Source organism: Streptomyces sp. NPDC058525 (assembly GCF_042719495.1).
Taxonomy (GTDB): domain Bacteria; phylum Actinomycetota; class Actinomycetes; order Streptomycetales; family Streptomycetaceae; genus Streptomyces.
Genome location: NZ_JBHXNP010000116.1, coordinates 1 through 15090, shown reverse-complemented (window position 1 = coordinate 15090; position 15090 = coordinate 1). Strand labels below are relative to the sequence as shown.

Genomic DNA, 15090 nt, shown 5'->3' with positions numbered 1-15090 from the left:
AAAACCCCCCCCCCTACCCCCGCACGCTTATTTTTTATAAAACACCCACCCCCCCCCCCCCGGCCCGGCCCCGGGGCACCCCCCGGGGCCCCGGCCGTTTCCGCGGTCAAGCGTGACGCGGTCACGCATGACGCGGTCACGCGTGAGCCGGTCAGGCGCGCGGCGGCACCCGCGACGGGCGGCCCGAGCCGCGCGTCAGGGAGTAGCCGAGGATGCCCGCGAGGGCGCCGAGCACCGCGCCCGCCGCGGTCCAGATCCAGCGGTCCGACCACCAGCCGCCGGACCAGCCGTCCTCGGGCTCGCTCAGCGAGCCGGTCACGGTGGCGGGGACCAGCGGCGTGGAGACGGCGCCGTCCACGGCGTAGGCGCCGCCGCTCTCGTGCACCGAGGCCTCGACGGCCGCACGGATCGGCAGGCCGAGGTCCTCCTCCGGTGCGTCGACGACGGTCAGGCGTACGTAGTAGCTGCCCGGCAACGGATCGTTGGCCCACTGCTCGGCTCCGGCGCGGACCGTGCGCAGGGTGCAGGACAGTTCCACCGTGGCCGCTTCCCGGGCCGCGGCCCGGGTCTGCGTGCCGTAGGCGCACGCCTGGCGGCGGCGCAGCCCGTCGTAGACGTCGAGCTGCCAGGTCGAGGCGCCGTGCCGGGTCTTGGCCTCGGGCAGGGTGACCGCCGCCTTGACGGTCAGGCGCTGCTGCGCGTCGACGGGGACGACCCAGTAGAGGTAGTCGCCGGTGGACGCGCCGGCCGTGGCCTTCTGGCCGGGGCGGAACGCCGTCGCGGTACGGAAGCCGGTGCCCGCCTCGGTCGGCGCGGCCTCCTCCTTGGCGGTCGTCGAGCGGGGGCTGGGGCTCGCCGAGGGGGTGTCGGCCAGGGCCGACCCGGTCACCGTGAGGGCGGCGACCGCGGCCAGCAGGCCGGCGGTCAGGGTGCGTACGGTACGCATCAGTTGGTCCTCCAGACGGAGATGCGCCAGCGCGAGATCCAGCCCCACACCACACCGGCGGCGAGCCCGACGAGGGCCAGGACGGCCAGCAGCCACCAGCCGCGGCCGAGACCGAAGGCGGCGGCGTCGGACGCCCCGCCGGGTCCGTCCACCACGTCGATGGTCAGCTCGACGGGCATGCCGGGGGTGGTCTTGACGGAGGCGGGGGCGGAGAAGGAGTTGCTGACCTGGATGCAGACGGTCTCCGGCGCCTCCTTCACTGCCTCGTCGTCCGCGTCGGTCTCGGCCTTCGGGTAGCGCAGGCCGGTCGACAGGACGTCCGTACGGCCGTCGCCGGCCTCGGAGCCGCGTACGATCTCGCGGCCGTGCACGGTGGTGGCGCGCAGCAGGACGCCGTAGTCGTTGTTGACGGCCCGGTCGGCGGCGATGCTCACCGAGGCGCGCAGCTCCTGGCCGGGGCGGACGTCGACGCGGTACCAGCGGTGTTCGCCGAAGGTCTCGCGGTCGCTGTAGAGGCCGGGCTTGAGCTGGGGGGCGTTCGCGCACTGCTTCGCGCCCTCGGTGGCCACCGGGTTGACGACGGGTTCGGCGGCCCGGTCGACGAGTTGCTTGACCCTGCTGGAGAGTTCGGCGGTGTGCTGCACGGAGGTGTACGTGCCGCCGGTGGCCTCGGCGATGCAGGTGAGCTGGGCGCGGATCTTGGCGTCCGGGACCAGGCCGAGGGTGTCGATGACCAGGTGGATGCCCTTGGCGGCGATGTCGCGCGCGACTTCGCACGGGTCGAGCGGGGCGCAGGTGTCCTCGCCGTCGGTGATGAGCACGATCCGCTTGGTGCCGTCTCCGCCGTCCAGGTCCTGGGCCGCGGCGAGCAGGGCGGGGCCGATCGGGGTCCAGCCGGTGGGGGCGAGGGTCGCGACGGCGGTCTTGGCCTCGGTGCGGTTCAGCGGCCCGACCGGGTACAGCTGCTTGGTGTCCTTGCAGCCGAGGGCTTTGTCGTCACCGGGGTAGGTGGCGCCCAAGGTGCGTATGCCGAGGCGCACTTCGTCGGGGACCGAGTCGATGACCTCGTTGAAGGCCTGCTTCGCGGCGGCCATCCGGGACTGGCCGTCGATGTCGTTCGCCCGCATGGATCCGCTGACGTCGAGGACGAGATCGACCTTCGGGGGTTCCTTCGCCGTCGGCCCGTCGGCGGCGGTGGCGCTCGCCGGGAGGAGCCCGACGGCCAGGGCGGCGAGCAGTCCGCACGCCCGGGCCGCAAGCCGTTTTCTTGTGATCATCGCCGGATCGTATTGAGGATCTTCCGGCATTCCAAAACGGGTCGTCAGCCGGGGTCTGCGGGTGGGGGACTACGGCTCGGTGCCCGGGGCGAAGGTGGTGGCGAGGTGGGCTGCCAGTGCCGCCGGGTCCGGTGGGGTGAGGCGGGCGGAGAGGTGGCCGTCCGGGCGGATCACGAAGGCCGTCGGTCCGTCCACGGCGTAGCGGCGGGCGAAGGCGCCTTCGGTGTCGCGGTACTCCGGCAGGCCGGTGGTGTCGGCCGGGGCATCGGGTCCGAGGATCGCGCAGGCTTCCATCCGGCCCGCCGAGGACTCCCGTGCCGTCCGCGCGAGTTCGCCGGTCCGCGGGTCGTCTCCGTAGACGAGCAGGACGTGTCCGCGGTCGCGCAGCAGGTCGTGGAGGCGCAGCGGGTGGGCGGCGATCGGGGCGGTGAGGCCGCCGCAGTCCGGTGCCCGGTCCCCCGGCCGCGGGCCCGGGCCCTCGCCGGGCGGGCCGACGATGGGGCTGCCCCGGTACGCGACGAGCAGTTGGGCCTCGCGCAGCATCACGGTCTCGGGGTCGTCCGGGTCGGCCTGGACGCCCGCTTCGGCGTGCCGCACGGTGCGGCCGACGACTTCCTCGCCGACGGGCCGGCGTTCGGTGTCGTAGGTCCGGAGCAGGCCGGGGTGGGCGCGGCCGTCGACCGCGAGGGCGAGTTTCCAGGCCAGGTTCCAGGCATCCTGGATGCCGGTGTTCATGCCCTGGGCGCCGGTGGGCGGGTGGATGTGCGCGGCGTCTCCGGCGACGAAGACCCGGCCGTCGGCGTACCGGTCCACGATGCGGTGGCTGATGCGGAACACCGAGGCCCAGCGGATGTTCGAGGCGGTGGCGGGCTGTGGTGAGAGCCGGTCCAGGACGGTCTGGATGTCGGGGAGTGCGGGGGCCCGGCCGGTCTGCAGCCCGTGGGCGACTCCGTCGGAGACGGCGTCGGCCTGCTGTGCGGTGGAGAGTTCGGGCGGGACCAGCATCGACGCGCGGTACCGGCCGGCGCCGGGCAGCGGGATGCACACCAGCACGTCGTCGACCGCGCCGGCGGCGTCGCGGTGCATCGAGCGGACGGCGTAGCCGTGGGGGAGGTCCCAGTCGACCTCCACGTCGGCGAGCATGTACTCCTCGGGGAAGGCGCCGCCCTCGTAGCTCAGTCCGAGCCCTTTGCGGACGATGCTGTGCGCGCCGTCGCAGCCCACCAGGAACCGGGCCCGTACCTCTTCCTCCGCGCCGGAGGGGGTGAGCAGCCGGCCGGTCACCCCGTCGGCGTCCTGGGCGAACGACACCAGCTCGGTGCCGCGCTCGACGGCGGTCCCGAAGCGGGCGAGGAACTCGTCGAGGATGCGCTCGGTCTCGTACTGCGGCAGCGCGGCGAAGCCGTAGGGGACCTCGGGCGGCAGGACGAAGTCGAGGCGGGGCAGTTCGACGCCGTTGGCGTACGCCAGTTGCCCGCGGATCGGGACGGCCGCTTCCATGGCGGCGCGGATCAGCCCCATGCGGTCCCAGAGCTCCAGGGTGCGCGGCTGGATGCCCACCGCCTTGGCGAACGGGAGCCGGGCGGGCAGCCGGTCGACGATCCGGCAGGAGACTCCGCGTCTGCGCAGCTCCACGGCGGCGGTCAGCCCGACCGGGCCCGCGCCCACGACCAGTACGTCTGTCGAGCGAGTGTGCGCCACTGGCGCCTCCCGGGGTGCGAGCCCCGTGCGGGGCGGTGCCCCTCCATGGTCGCCGCCCGCCGGGGCTCCGGCATCTCCGGTGTGCCGGCGAACCGGCCGGCGGGCGTGCCGGGCGCCCGCCCGTCCGGTCGTCCACTCGTCCGGTCGTCTCCGCGTCCGGTCGTCTACTCGACGACGAGCTCCACCTCGATGTTGCCGCGCGTGGCGCGGGAGTAGGGGCAGACCTCGTGCGCCTGCTTGACGAGCAGGGCGCCCGTCTCGCCGGCCAGGGACTCGGGGAGCTCGACGCGCAGGACCGCGGCCAGGCCGAAGCCGGCGCCGTCCTTGCCGATGGAGACCTCGGCGGTGACCGACACCTCGCTGGTGTCGACCTTGGCCTGGCGGCCGACCAGGCCCAGGGCGCTGGCGAAGCAGGCGGCGTAACCGGCGGCGAAGAGCTGCTCGGGGTTGGTGCCCTGTCCGTTGCCGCCGAGCGCCGGGGGCATGGCGAGGGCGAGGTCGAGCTGGCCGTCGGAGCTGACGGTGCGGCCCTCTCGGCCGTTGGCGGTGGCGACAGCGGTGTACAGCGCGTCCATCGGAGTTCCTCTCGCAGAAATGGTCCGTTGCGGCGGCCGGTGGTCGACCGCGCTCCATCATTAGAGCACGCAATTCAGTTGTGCACAATTCAATGCCTCGCAAGCGCTCCCCGGGTACACTGGCGCCCATGACCGAGGAGCCGACCGCATTCCACCCCGACCAGGACTTCCTGCGCCTGGACGGCCAGATCTGCTTCGCGCTGAACGCGGCCAGCCGCGCCTTCGGCGGTCTGTACCGCGTCGTCCTCAAGGACCTGGGCCTGACCTACCCGCAGTACCTGGTGATGCTGGTGCTCTGGGAGCACGGCGAGCTGCCCGTCAAGGAGATCGGACAGCACCTGCGCCTGGACTCCGGGACGCTGTCCCCGCTGCTCAAGCGGCTGGAGGCGGCCGGCCTGGTCCGCCGTGAGCGCAGCACCGAGGACGAGCGGTCCGTGCACGCCCACCTGACCGAGGAGGGGGCCGCGCTGCGGGCCCGCGCGGTGGAGGTCCCGCGGCGGATCGCGGCCGCGACCGGCTTCGAGCTGGCCGAGATCGTCGAGCTCCAGACCCGGCTGAGCCGCCTCACCGCCGCGCTCGACGCCGCCGTCCCGCAAGAGGCGTAAGAGGCGTAAGCGGGCGCGCCGCCGGACACTGGGTCCGGAGGCAGGAGGAACGCCCATGGACCCGGTGGCCGCGCTGGACCGGATCGCCTTCTTGCTGGAGCGCGCCCAGGAGCCCACCTACCGGGTACGGGCCTTCCGTACGGCCGCGGCCGCCGTCGGACGGATGGGCGAGCGCGAGACGGCCGAACGCGCGGCGGCCGGCTCCCTGGAAGCCGTCAAGGGCATCGGCCCCAAGACCGCCCAGGTGGTGCGGGAGGCGCTCGGCGGGGCGATCCCGGCCTACCTGCAGAAGCTGGAGGACGAGGTCGCCGCGCTCCCCCAGGGCCCGCCGGCCACCCCCGCGGCCACCGCCCTGCGGGCCGCGCTGCGCGGGGACTGCCACGTGCACTCGGACTGGTCCGACGGAGGCAGCCCGATCGAGGCGATGGGCCGGGCCGCGGCCGCGCTGGGACACGAGTACGCCGTGCTCACCGACCATTCGCCGCGCCTCACGGTGGCCCGGGGGCTCTCTCCCGAGCGGCTGCGCGAACAGTTGCTGGTGGTGGCGGAGCTCAATGAGGCCTGGGCGCCGTTCCGACTGCTGACCGGCATCGAGTGCGACATCCTCGACGACGGTTCGCTGGACCAGGAACCGGAGCTCCTCGACCGGCTCGACCTCGTCGTCGGCTCCGTCCATTCGAAGCTGCGGATGGACGCGCCCGCCATGACCCGGCGGATGCTGGCGGCCGTGCGCAACCCGCTGATGGACATACTGGGCCACTGCACGGGGCGGCTGGTGACCGGCCGGACCCGGCCCCCGTCCCGGTTCGACGCCGAGGCCGTCTTCGCGGCCTGCGCGGAGTCCGGTACCGCCGTGGAGATCAACAGCCGGCCCGAGCGGCTGGACCCGCCCCGGGACCTGCTGCGCCTCGCCGTGGCCGCCGGGACCTTCTTCGCGATCGACACCGACGCTCACGCCCCCGGCCAGCTGGACTGGCAGCTGCTCGGCTGCGAACGGGCCGCGGAGTGCGGGGTCCCGGCCGAGCGCGTGATCAACACCTGGCCGGCCGAAGGGCTCCGGGAGTGGACCCGTACCCGCGCTACGCCGGGCTGAGCCGGCCCACCAGCAGCAGCACATCGGCCCCGGCGACGGCCAGTACGGCCAGGAAGGGGAGCCGGCCCGCGGGGCGCCGGGCCGCGAGGAGCAGCACCGCCGCCGTCCCCGCCAGCAGGGCCCAGCCGTACGCCGTGACCCGCCCCGGCGGGCCCGCCACCAGGGCGACGGCCGAGCCGAGGACCAGGAGCGCGGCGAGCGCGGCCGCGCGCCGGGGCCCGAGCCGCTGGGGCAGGCCCGCCACCCCGGTGGCCAGGTCGTCGGCGATGTCCGGCAGTACGTTGGCGAAGTGCGCGCCCGCCCCCAGCAGGGCCGCCGCGGCCGTGAGCCACAGCGGCGGCCACGGCGCGCCGGGCAGACCGAGGGTGAAGAAGGCGGGCAGCAGGCCGAAGGCCAGGGCGTACGGGAGCCAGGACGCGGCCGTGCGCTTCAGCCACAGGTTGTAGCCCCAGGCGGCCGCCACCCCGACGAGGTGCACGGTCCCGGCGAGCAGCCCGCCGGCCAGGGAGAGCGGCACGCAGACCAGCAGGGCCAGGCCCGCCGCGCATGTCACGGCGGCGGGCCGCACCGTACCCGCGACCAGCGGTTTGTCGCGCCGGCCCACGGCCCGGTCGCGCCGCAGGTCGGCCCGGTCGTTGCTCCAGCCGACCGAGAGCTGGCCGGCGGCGACCGCGCCCACGGCGGCGGCCCCTCCGGCCGGGCCGTGCCCGGCGGCGGCCGCCAGCGCCACGGCGAAGAGGGTGACGGCCGCTGCGGGCAGCGGGTGGCAGGCCGCCAGCAGCCCCGCGGCCGCACCTCCGCGCGGGCGGCGTACGGGCGGGGCGGTGGTGGCGGGCGCGGCGTCGGCGGCGGTCGCGGCGGCGGAGGGCGCGGCGTCGGCGGCGGTCGCGGCGTCGGCTGCCGTGGTGGAGCCGGTCGCGCCGGCGGGGTCGGCCGGGCCGGTCGCCGTGGTTCGTGCGGGCACGGCGACACCGTATGCCGCGCCGCGCCCGGTTCTCCTGATTCATAACGATGTGTCAGTTGTTTCCTATGGTGAACGGATGACGCGTGTCCTGGCAGTGAGCAGCGTGTTCCCGCCCCATCGCCATCCGCAGGCCGAGATCACGGCCGCCCTGGCCCGCTTCCTGCCGCCGGGCTCCGACACCGCCCTGCTGCACCGGGTGCACTCCTCGGTCCGCGTGCGCACCCGCCACCTCGCGCTCCCGTTGGATCGGTACGGGCCCTCGAACGACTTCGGCACGACGAACGCCCTGTTCCTGGAAGCGGCCCTGGACCTCGGCGGCCGGGCCCTCGCGCTCGCCCTCGCCGAGGCCGGACTGGCGGCCCCGCAGATCGACCTCGTCATGTCGACCACCGTGACCGGGCTCGCCACGCCCTCGCTCGAGGCCCGCCTCGCCACACGCGCCGGCCTGCGTCCCGACGTACGGCGGGTGCCGCTCTTCGGCCTGGGCTGCGCGGCGGGTGCCGCCGGTGTCGGCCACCTCCACGACCACCTGACGGGCCGGCCCGGCCACGCGGCCCTGCTGCTGTCCACCGAACTCTGCTCGCTCACCTTGCAGTCCACGGACACCTCGATGGCGAACCTGGTGGCCGGGGCCCTGTTCGGCGACGGGGCGGGGGCGCTCGTCGCGGTGGGCCGCGAGCACCCGCTGCACGACACCGGCGCCGGGCCGTCGGTGGTGGCCGCGCGCAGCCGCCTCTACCCCGGCACCGAGCACCTGCTCGGCTGGGACATCGGCCACTGGGGGCTGCGCATGGTCCTCGGCCGCGAACTGCCGGACCTGGTCCGGCTGCACGTCGCCGAGGAGGTGGAGACCTTCCTCGCCGCACACGACCTCAAACCCTCGGACGTCGACGCGTGGATCTGCCATCCCGGCGGACCGAAGATCCTCGACGCGCTGGCCGAGGCCCTCGCCCTGCCCGAATCGGCCTTCGCGGCGAGCCACCGCTCGCTGGCCGCCGTCGGCAACCTCTCCTCGGCGTCGGTCCTGCACATCCTGGGCGGCATCCAGAGCGCGGGGCCGCCGCCGCCCGGTTCGGTCGGGCTGATGCTGGCCTTCGGACCGGGCTTCGCCTCCGAACTCGTCCTGCTCCGCTGGTGACCACCGCGGTGGCTCCCCCGACTCCCCCCTGGCTGGTGACTCCATGGCCCTCACTCCGTCCATGACCTGGTACCTGCTGCTGATCGGCCTCGTCGCGGCCGAGCGGCTCGCCGAACTGGCCACGGCCCGCCGCCATGCGGCGTGGAGCCTGGCCCGGGGCGGCCGCGAGTACGGCCGCGGCCACTACCCCGTGATGGTCGCCCTGCACACCGCGCTGCTGGTGGGCTGCGTCGTCGAACCCTGGGCCGCCGGGCGTCCGTTCCTGCCCGCGCTCGGCTGGTCGGCGCTCGGCCTGGTCCTCGCGGCGCAAGCCCTGCGCTGGTGGTGCATCGCGACCCTCGGACCGCGCTGGAACACCCGGGTGCTGGTCGTACCCGGACTGCCGCTGGTGGCGGCCGGACCCTACCGGTGGATGCGCCACCCCAACTACGTGGCGGTGGTCATCGAAGGGCTCGCGCTGCCGCTCGTACACAGCGCCTGGGTGACCGCCCTGGGCTTCACCGCGCTCAACCTGCTGCTCCTGCGCGTGCGGATCGGCTGCGAGGACGCCGCGCTGACGGACGGCGGACGGCTGCGCGCCCCCGCCTCCGTGCCGACGGCCGGCTCCCCCTCGTGATCGACCTGCTGATCGCCGGCGGCGGCCCGGCGGGCCTGGCGACGGCCATCCACGGCACGCTGGCGGGCCTCGAGGTCGTGGTGGTCGAACCGCGGCCCACGCCCGTGGACAAGGCCTGCGGCGAGGGCCTGATGCCGGGGGCGGTCTCCCGGCTGCGGGAGCTGGGCCTGGACGTGGCCGGGCAGCCGTTCCACGGCATCCGCTACGTGGACGGCGTGAGCGGGCGCCACGCGGACGGGCTGTTCCGCGCCGGTCCCGGTCTGGGCGTCCGGCGGACCGTACTCCAGGCCGCGCTCGCCGAACGGGCCGCGCAGTTGGGCGTACGGGTGGTCCGAAGCCGCGTCGAAACGGTCAGCCAGGGCGGTGACCACGTCAACGCGGCCGGTCTCACGGCCCGTTACCTCGTCGCCGCCGACGGCCTGCACTCCCCCGTCCGGCGCGCGCTCGGCCTGTCCGCGCCGCCCGTGCCCGGCCGGCCCGCACGCTACGGGCTGCGCCGCCACTACACCGTCGCGCCGTGGAGCGACCTCGTCGAGGTGCACTGGGCGGCGCACTGCGAGGCGTACGTCACCCCGCTCGCCCCCGACCGGATCGGCGTGGCCGTCCTGACCACGGAGCAGGCCCCCTTCGACGCCCAGCTCGCCCGGTTCCCACTGCTGGCCGCACGGCTGCCCGCCTCCCCCGGGGCGCCGGTGCGCGGGGCCGGGCCGCTGCGCCAGGGGGCCCGCGTACGGGTGGCGGGGCGCGTGCTGTTCGTCGGGGACGCGGCCGGGTACGTGGACGCGCTGACCGGCGAGGGCCTGACCCTGGCCGTGACGGCCGCGGGCGAACTGGTGCGCTGCGTACGGGCGGGGCGGCCGCAGGCGTACGAACAGGCCTGGCGGGAGCTGTCGCGCAGCTACCGCACACTCACCGAGTCCCTCCTCTGGGCGCGCCACCGGCCCCCGCTCGCCCGGCGGATCGTCCCACTGGCGGCGCGGCTCCCGCGCGTGTTCACCCGGGCGGTGAACCTCCTGGCGTGAGCGTCCCGGCGCGTGCTTTCCGGCGCGAGGCTCCCGCGTGAGGGTCCCGATGTGGAGCTCCCTGCGCGGGCTTCCGGCGTGGGACTTCCGATGTGGGCTTCCGGCGTGGGACTTCCGGTGTGGGCTTCCGGTGTGGGCTTCCGGCGTGGGACTTCCGGTGTGGGACTTCCGGTGTGGCGCGCCGGACATGGAGCGGCACCCCGTGCCGGGTACGCACGGGGTGCCGCTCGTTCACCGCCGGATCAGGCCGCGCTCTCCCCCGGGTTCCTCAGCGCCACTCCCGCGAGGACGGCGCCGGCCGCCGCGCTGAGCATCACGACGCTGCCCGCCCAGGCGACGGACCCGCCGACCGCCCCGGCCAGGGGGTCGAAGGCCGCCGCTCCCCCGGACACGTGCAGTGCGACGACGCCGAGGGCCGTGACCGCCGCCGCCCGCCACACCAGCGTCGTGTCCCGCACCGCCAGCAGCGCCCCGAAGCCGATGCACAGCACCGTGACGAGGAGCGGCAGGAAGTCCAGCGGAGCCGCCGACGACAGCGCCGCCAGATCCATGGGCAGGTGCGGGACGCCGGTGACCAGCAGGGCGATCGCCACCGGCCAGCGCAGCATGTGACGCAGCACCGGCGGACCCGAGCGGGCCGGTTCGGGGCGGGCCGGTTCGGAGCCGGGTCCGGTGTGCCGGCGCGGCTGCTCGTACGGGGCGTCGTACAGCTCCCGGTACGGCGGCTCGTACGGCTCCTCCTCGTACGGCTCGTCCTCGGGCCCGGGCGGCCCCGCCGGTTCGGCCCGCTGCTCCCCGGACTCGTCGAGCACCCCGGACCGCGCGGGCCGCTCGGCCTGGTCGGACGGGGCGGACCGGGCCGGGTCCTCGGTCCCGAGGATGGTCACCAGCAGGGCCACGTCCTCGATCGGCCGGCCGACGGCGGCGGCGCGCAGCGTGATGTCCGCCGCGTCGACCTCGTGCGGGGGCTCGCCCAGCAGGGCGACCATCTGCCGCACCTCGTGCACGGGACGGGTCACGGCGGCCGTGCGCAGCGCCTCGTGTCCGGGGTTGGGCAGCTGGCCGGTGTCCTTGAGCAGGCTCACCAAGGCGGTGACCTCCTCCAGGGGGCGGCAGGTGGCCGCCGTGTCCAGCAGGGTTCGCACGGGCTCGGGGCCCGGCGCCGGTGCGTCCGGAGGGGTGGTGTCGGGGATCCCGTGGCGGTCTTCTCGGTCCGTCGCCGCGAGGGTGATGGGGTCATTCATGGAAAGCTCCGTTCGCCGACACGCGGGTCTACACATCGCGCGCCGGTCATCGTGCGTCATGGGAAGCGCACGCTTTGTTACATTGACTGTCAGATCCGCTCACTGCGCCATTCGGGGCGGGCAAACGGGGGTCGCCGGGCGCGCTGCCGCGTCCCTGGGGAAAGGCTCGACGCGTGCCCGATGTGCGGAGGTTGTGGCGCCGGTGCGCACGGCCGCTGACGCTCACGCTGCCGGCGGTGCTGCTGCTGGCGGCCGCGTCACCGGGGCCGGAACGGCCCTCGGCCGGACGGCCGGTCGTGGAGCAGCGGATCGTGGAGCGGCCCGTCGTGGAGCGGACGGTCGTGGAGCGGCCCGTCGTGGAACGGCCCGTCGTGGACACCGACCGGGGGCCGGTGCGCGGACTGGACCACGGTGCCCACCGCACCTTCGAGGGCATCCCGTACGCCGCCGCCCCGACCGGCGCGCTGCGCTGGCGGCTTCCGGAGCCGGCGCCCCGGTGGGCGGGCGTCCGCGACGCGGGCGCCCCCGGGCCGCGCTGTGTCCAGCTGCCCGCGTTGGGGCCGGGCGGGCCGAGCGGTTCCGAGGACTGCCTGTACGCGAACGTGACCGTGCCCTCGGCCGCCCCCGCCCGGGGCGGGACGGGACGGCCCGTCATGGTCTGGTTCCACGGCGGGGGCTTCGTCAACGGCGCGGGTGACCTGTACCGGCCCGAGCGGCTCGCCGTGCGGGGCGACGTGGTGGTCGTGACCGTGAACTACCGGCTGGGCGTCTTCGGCCTGTTCGGCCATCCGGAGCTCGGCGGGGCTCCCGGCTTCGCCCTCGCCGACCAGCAGGCGGCGCTGCGCTGGGTACGCGCGAACGCGGGCCGGTTCGGCGGCGACCCGGGCAACGTCACGGTGTTCGGCGAGTCGGCGGGCGCCCTCAGCGTCTGCGCGCACCTCACCTCCCCCGGCTCGGCCGGGCTGTTCCACCGGGCGATCGTGCAGAGCGGATCGTGCTCGACCTCGATGCCGCCCTGGTCGCTGCTTCCCACGCTCGGCGCGTACGAGCCCTTCGGGCCGGAGCGGACCACGGTGTCGGACGGGGTCCTGGCGGCGGCCCGGCTCGGCTGCGAGGGGCCCGACGGGGTCCTGGACTGCCTGCGCCGCATCGACGTCCGCGAGCTGGCGACCCCGGAGCTGATGCAGACCTTCTCCAAGGTCCCCTACGGCGGCGCCCTCCTGCCCGTGGAGCCCCGACGGGCCCTGGAGAGCGGGCGGTTCCACCGGGTGCCGGTCATGCAGGGCAGTACGCGGGACGAGATGCGGATCTTCCTCGGAGCGACCCTGGCGGCGTACCCGATCGCCGACGAGGCCGCCTACCGGGCCCGGCTGGAACGGTCGTTCGGGGCCTCGACGGCCCGCGCCGTCGAAACGGCCTATCCGGTCACGGCCTATCCGACGCCCGCGCTGGCCTGGGCGACCGTGCTGTCCGACGCCTCGTTCACCTGCCCGACGCTGCGGGACGGCGACGCGCTGGCCCGGCACGTGCCGACGTACGGCTACCGGTTCTCCGACCGCGCGGCGCCCAACTTCACCGGGCTGCCGGACGTGCCGGGGCTGCCGTACGGGGCCTCGCACGGCTTCGAGCTGCCGTACCTCTTCGAACTGGCGCCGCTGAAGGCCCCGCAGCGGGCCCTGGCGGACCGGATGGCCGACTACTGGACCGCCTTCGCCCGCACCGGCGCCCCCGGCGCACCGGATGCCCCGCCCTGGCCGCGCTTCCGCCCCCGGACCCCCTCCGTCCTGTCCCTGGCCCCGGGCCCGTCCGGCATCGGCCCGATCGACGCCCGCACCGAACACCACTGCGCCCTGTGGGACACCCACGGCCCGGCAGCCCCCGCCCCGCCCCGCTGACCTGCCCGCTGACCCGCCCGCTGACCCGCCCGGTCCGGCGCGCGGGTCAGGCGTCCGGGGCGGGGGCCCAGGAGGCGGACACCAGGGAGCGTTCCGCTGCTGCCAGGTGGGTGGCCGCGGACAGCCAGGCGTGGGCGTAGCCCTCAGCGGAGGGATCGGCGAGGCGGCCGAAGCCGTCGCGGGGGCGGCGGTCGGCCTCGGCGGCGAGGGCGGCGGCCAGTTCGGCCGCGCCGGTGAGCCCGGCCCGGCGCAGCGGGCCGTACGCGGCCAGGGGTTCGGCGCCCCGGGCCGCCTCGGCCACGGCGCGGCGGCCGCCCGCGACCCCGGTCTCCAGGAGGCGGCGTACGCGCCACAGCGGGGAGTCGGCCAGCGGGTCCGGGCCGGTGGGGGCCGGCTCGGGAGCGGGCTCGGCGGCGGCACCCGGCGGGAAGTGGACGCCCTGGAGGCGGTCGTAGCCGAGGTCCGCCCGGCCCAGCCACTCCTCGGGCAGCCGCAGGGTGTACTCCGCGCCGGGCACCGGGCCGACGGCGAGCGGGCTCAGGGTGGCGGCCCGGTCCAGGTCGGGGCGGCCCAGGACGCGCAGCCGCAGACCGGGGTACGAGCCGAGGCGGCGCAGGTTCGCCGTGCGCGCCAGCTCGGGGTGGGGGTGGGCGGGCCGAAGCCGCAGCAGGGGCGCGCCCGGCCGCAGCTCACGCACCAGGAGGTGCTCCCCGGCCGCGCCGACGACGGCGACCTCGCAGCCGAGCAGGGCCGGTTCGGCGTCCTCGGGGTCCGCGGGCCGGTCGGCGAGCGCCTCGGCGGCGGGCCGCGCGAAGAGCGCCGCGGCGGGCTCGTCCGTCCACGGGATGCCGCGCAGCGGGGTCGCCTTGACCCCGCGCCCGGCCCCGAGCCGGCCTTCCGGGGAGACGGTCGCGCCGACGATGCGCAGGCCGCCGCGGGCCAGTCCGGCGTGGTCGAGTACGGCCCCGCCGAGCGCGACGGAGGCCGTCCCCGCGCCGCGGGCCCGGGCCAGTCCGCCGGGGCGCACGTCGGAGAGCGAGTACGCGGCGCCGTCGGGGGCCAGCAGGTGCGTGACCACGCCCCCGTAGCCGGTGGCCGAGAGCACCGGCTCCCGGCACAGGCCGTACACCTGGAGGCTGCCGCCGGGTGCGTAGGCGCGGCGGGCGGTGCCGGTCAGGGCGGGATCGGCGCGGTCGGCGGCCAGCAGGGCGGCGGTGCGCAGGAGTTCGCGGAAGGCCTCGGTGAGCGCACCGAGCCGCTGCCCGGCCTGCTGCCCGCGGGCGGCGCGCAGGCCCCGTACGACGCGCAGCGCGGCCGCCTCGGCGCGTGGCAGCCCGGCGAGGCGGGCGGTGTGCGCGGCGCGCAGCAACTCGGCCTGGACGACGGCCCCTCCGGCGGTGACCCCGGCGGCAAGCGCCTCGGCGGCGACCCGCCACAGCCCGACCGCGGCCCGCCGCTGCGCCTCGGTGAGCGAGGCGCCGGTCGCGGATCGCCCGGCGGGCACGGCACCCCCGCCCGACGCCCCGCCCGACCCCGCCTCGTGGGCCCCTCGCCCCGCCCCCGAAACCGAGCCCGCCCCGACGCCCTGGCCCGACCCAGCGGCCAGGGCCGAACCCGAGGCCGAGAGCTGGCCCGAGGCTGAGGGCGAGCCCAGGGCCGAGCTTGGGCCGGAGCCCTGACCCAACCCCGGGTCCGAGCTTGGGCCGGAGCCCTGACCCGACCCCGGGGCCAGAGCCAAGGCCGGCTCCAGGGCCGGGACGTGGCCCGAACCCGGGGCCGAGGCCTGGCCCGAGATCGGGACCGCGTACGGGTCCGAGCCCGGTGCCGAGGGCTGGCCCGGGACCGGGGCCGGGGCCGGGCCCGAGGCCTGGTCCGAAGCCGGGGCCGGATCCGGGCCCGAGGCCGGGCCCGAAGCCGGGGCCGGATCCGGGCCCGAGGCCGGGCCCGAGGCCGGGCCCGAGGCCGGGTCCGGGGCCTGGCCCGAGGCCGGGTCCGGATCCGGGCCCGGGGCCGG

The 15090-nt window shown here is 76.1% G+C and carries 13 protein-coding genes; 6 read left to right on the top strand and 7 right to left on the bottom strand.

Translation table 11 applies throughout. The annotated features are described in order from the left end of the window. Window positions 1-151: 151 nt before the first annotated feature. The 4 genes from ACFWP3_RS35960 to ACFWP3_RS35945 form a co-directional block, all read right to left on the bottom strand. Window positions 152-946 carry a hypothetical protein gene (locus ACFWP3_RS35960; protein ID WP_384229710.1) on the bottom strand — a complete coding sequence of 265 codons (795 nt, stop codon included), beginning with the start codon at window positions 944-946 and terminating at the stop codon, window positions 152-154. Next, complete coding sequence (locus tag ACFWP3_RS35955; protein ID WP_384229708.1) at window positions 946-2223, bottom strand: VWA domain-containing protein; 1278 nt, start codon at window positions 2221-2223, stop codon at window positions 946-948. Before ACFWP3_RS35955 ends, ACFWP3_RS35960 begins: the two co-directional genes overlap by 1 nt. A gap of 69 nt (window positions 2224-2292) precedes the next feature. After that, window positions 2293-3924 (bottom strand): FAD-dependent monooxygenase, encoded by a 1632-nt coding sequence (locus ACFWP3_RS35950; protein ID WP_384229705.1) that lies wholly within the window; start codon window positions 3922-3924, stop codon window positions 2293-2295. A gap of 164 nt (window positions 3925-4088) precedes the next feature. Beyond that, the gene (locus ACFWP3_RS35945; RefSeq protein ID WP_384229702.1) at window positions 4089-4499 is read right to left on the bottom strand and encodes an organic hydroperoxide resistance protein; all 411 of its coding nucleotides are present in this window, start codon (window positions 4497-4499) and stop codon (window positions 4089-4091) included. A 128-nt stretch (window positions 4500-4627) separates the two neighbouring features. Between ACFWP3_RS35945 and ACFWP3_RS35940 the strand changes: the two genes are divergently transcribed. Together ACFWP3_RS35940 and ACFWP3_RS35935 are read left to right on the top strand one after the other, a co-directional pair. Then, window positions 4628-5104: a MarR family winged helix-turn-helix transcriptional regulator gene (locus tag ACFWP3_RS35940; protein WP_384229700.1), complete on the top strand. Its 477-nt coding sequence runs from the start codon at window positions 4628-4630 to the stop codon at window positions 5102-5104. 55 nt (window positions 5105-5159) lie between these two features. Next, window positions 5160-6197: a PHP domain-containing protein gene (locus ACFWP3_RS35935; protein WP_384229698.1), complete on the top strand. Its 1038-nt coding sequence runs from the start codon at window positions 5160-5162 to the stop codon at window positions 6195-6197. Here ACFWP3_RS35935 and ACFWP3_RS35930 read toward each other — a convergent pair. Next, entirely contained in the window at window positions 6184-7161 is a 978-nt protein-coding gene (locus tag ACFWP3_RS35930; RefSeq protein WP_384229696.1) for a UbiA family prenyltransferase, read from the bottom strand. The genes ACFWP3_RS35935 and ACFWP3_RS35930 overlap by 14 nt on opposite strands. 76 nt (window positions 7162-7237) lie before the next feature. Here ACFWP3_RS35930 and ACFWP3_RS35925 point away from each other — a divergent pair, with 76 nt between their 5' ends. The 3 genes from ACFWP3_RS35925 (at window position 7238) to ACFWP3_RS35915 (ending at window position 9937) form a co-directional block, all read left to right on the top strand. Beyond that, the gene (locus tag ACFWP3_RS35925) at window positions 7238-8299 is read left to right on the top strand and encodes a type III polyketide synthase (protein ID WP_384229694.1); all 1062 of its coding nucleotides are present in this window, start codon (window positions 7238-7240) and stop codon (window positions 8297-8299) included. A 61-nt stretch (window positions 8300-8360) separates the two neighbouring features. Then, complete coding sequence (locus tag ACFWP3_RS35920; RefSeq protein ID WP_384229736.1) at window positions 8361-8915, top strand: isoprenylcysteine carboxyl methyltransferase family protein; 555 nt, start codon at window positions 8361-8363, stop codon at window positions 8913-8915. Continuing rightward, window positions 8912-9937, top strand: a complete 1026-nt coding sequence (locus tag ACFWP3_RS35915) for an NAD(P)/FAD-dependent oxidoreductase (RefSeq protein ID WP_384229692.1) — start codon at window positions 8912-8914, stop codon at window positions 9935-9937. The genes ACFWP3_RS35920 and ACFWP3_RS35915 overlap by 4 nt, the downstream gene beginning before the upstream one ends. A 242-nt stretch (window positions 9938-10179) precedes the next feature. Here ACFWP3_RS35915 and ACFWP3_RS35910 read toward each other — a convergent pair whose 3' ends face one another. Further along, window positions 10180-11181: a hypothetical protein gene (locus ACFWP3_RS35910; protein ID WP_384229690.1), complete on the bottom strand. Its 1002-nt coding sequence runs from the start codon at window positions 11179-11181 to the stop codon at window positions 10180-10182. A 173-nt stretch (window positions 11182-11354) separates the two neighbouring features. Here ACFWP3_RS35910 and ACFWP3_RS35905 point away from each other — a divergent pair, with 173 nt between their 5' ends. Further along, the gene (locus ACFWP3_RS35905) at window positions 11355-13076 is read left to right on the top strand and encodes a carboxylesterase/lipase family protein (protein ID WP_384229688.1); all 1722 of its coding nucleotides are present in this window, start codon (window positions 11355-11357) and stop codon (window positions 13074-13076) included. A gap of 46 nt (window positions 13077-13122) precedes the next feature. Here ACFWP3_RS35905 and ACFWP3_RS35900 read toward each other — a convergent pair whose 3' ends face one another. After that, window positions 13123-14580, bottom strand: coding sequence for a hypothetical protein (locus ACFWP3_RS35900; RefSeq protein WP_384229685.1), 1458 nt, complete (start codon window positions 14578-14580; stop codon window positions 13123-13125). Window positions 14581-15090 lie beyond the last annotated feature (510 nt).

What these genes read in the sequence shown, in the direction of transcription:
- ACFWP3_RS35910 (WP_384229690.1), bottom strand. Translation starts at nt 11,181, where the DNA reads ATGAATGACCCCATCACCCTCGCGGCGACGGACCGAGAAGACCGCCAC.
- ACFWP3_RS35960 (WP_384229710.1), bottom strand. Translation starts at nt 946, where the DNA reads ATGCGTACCGTACGCACCCTGACCGCCGGCCTGCTGGCCGCGGTCGCC.
- ACFWP3_RS35940 (WP_384229700.1), top strand. Translation starts at nt 4,628, where the DNA reads ATGACCGAGGAGCCGACCGCATTCCACCCCGACCAGGACTTCCTGCGC.
- ACFWP3_RS35920 (WP_384229736.1), top strand. Translation starts at nt 8,361, where the DNA reads ATGACCTGGTACCTGCTGCTGATCGGCCTCGTCGCGGCCGAGCGGCTC.
- ACFWP3_RS35955 (WP_384229708.1), bottom strand. Translation starts at nt 2,223, where the DNA reads ATGATCACAAGAAAACGGCTTGCGGCCCGGGCGTGCGGACTGCTCGCC.
- ACFWP3_RS35945 (WP_384229702.1), bottom strand. Translation starts at nt 4,499, where the DNA reads ATGGACGCGCTGTACACCGCTGTCGCCACCGCCAACGGCCGAGAGGGC.
- ACFWP3_RS35935 (WP_384229698.1), top strand. Translation starts at nt 5,160, where the DNA reads ATGGACCCGGTGGCCGCGCTGGACCGGATCGCCTTCTTGCTGGAGCGC.
- ACFWP3_RS35925 (WP_384229694.1), top strand. Translation starts at nt 7,238, where the DNA reads ATGACGCGTGTCCTGGCAGTGAGCAGCGTGTTCCCGCCCCATCGCCAT.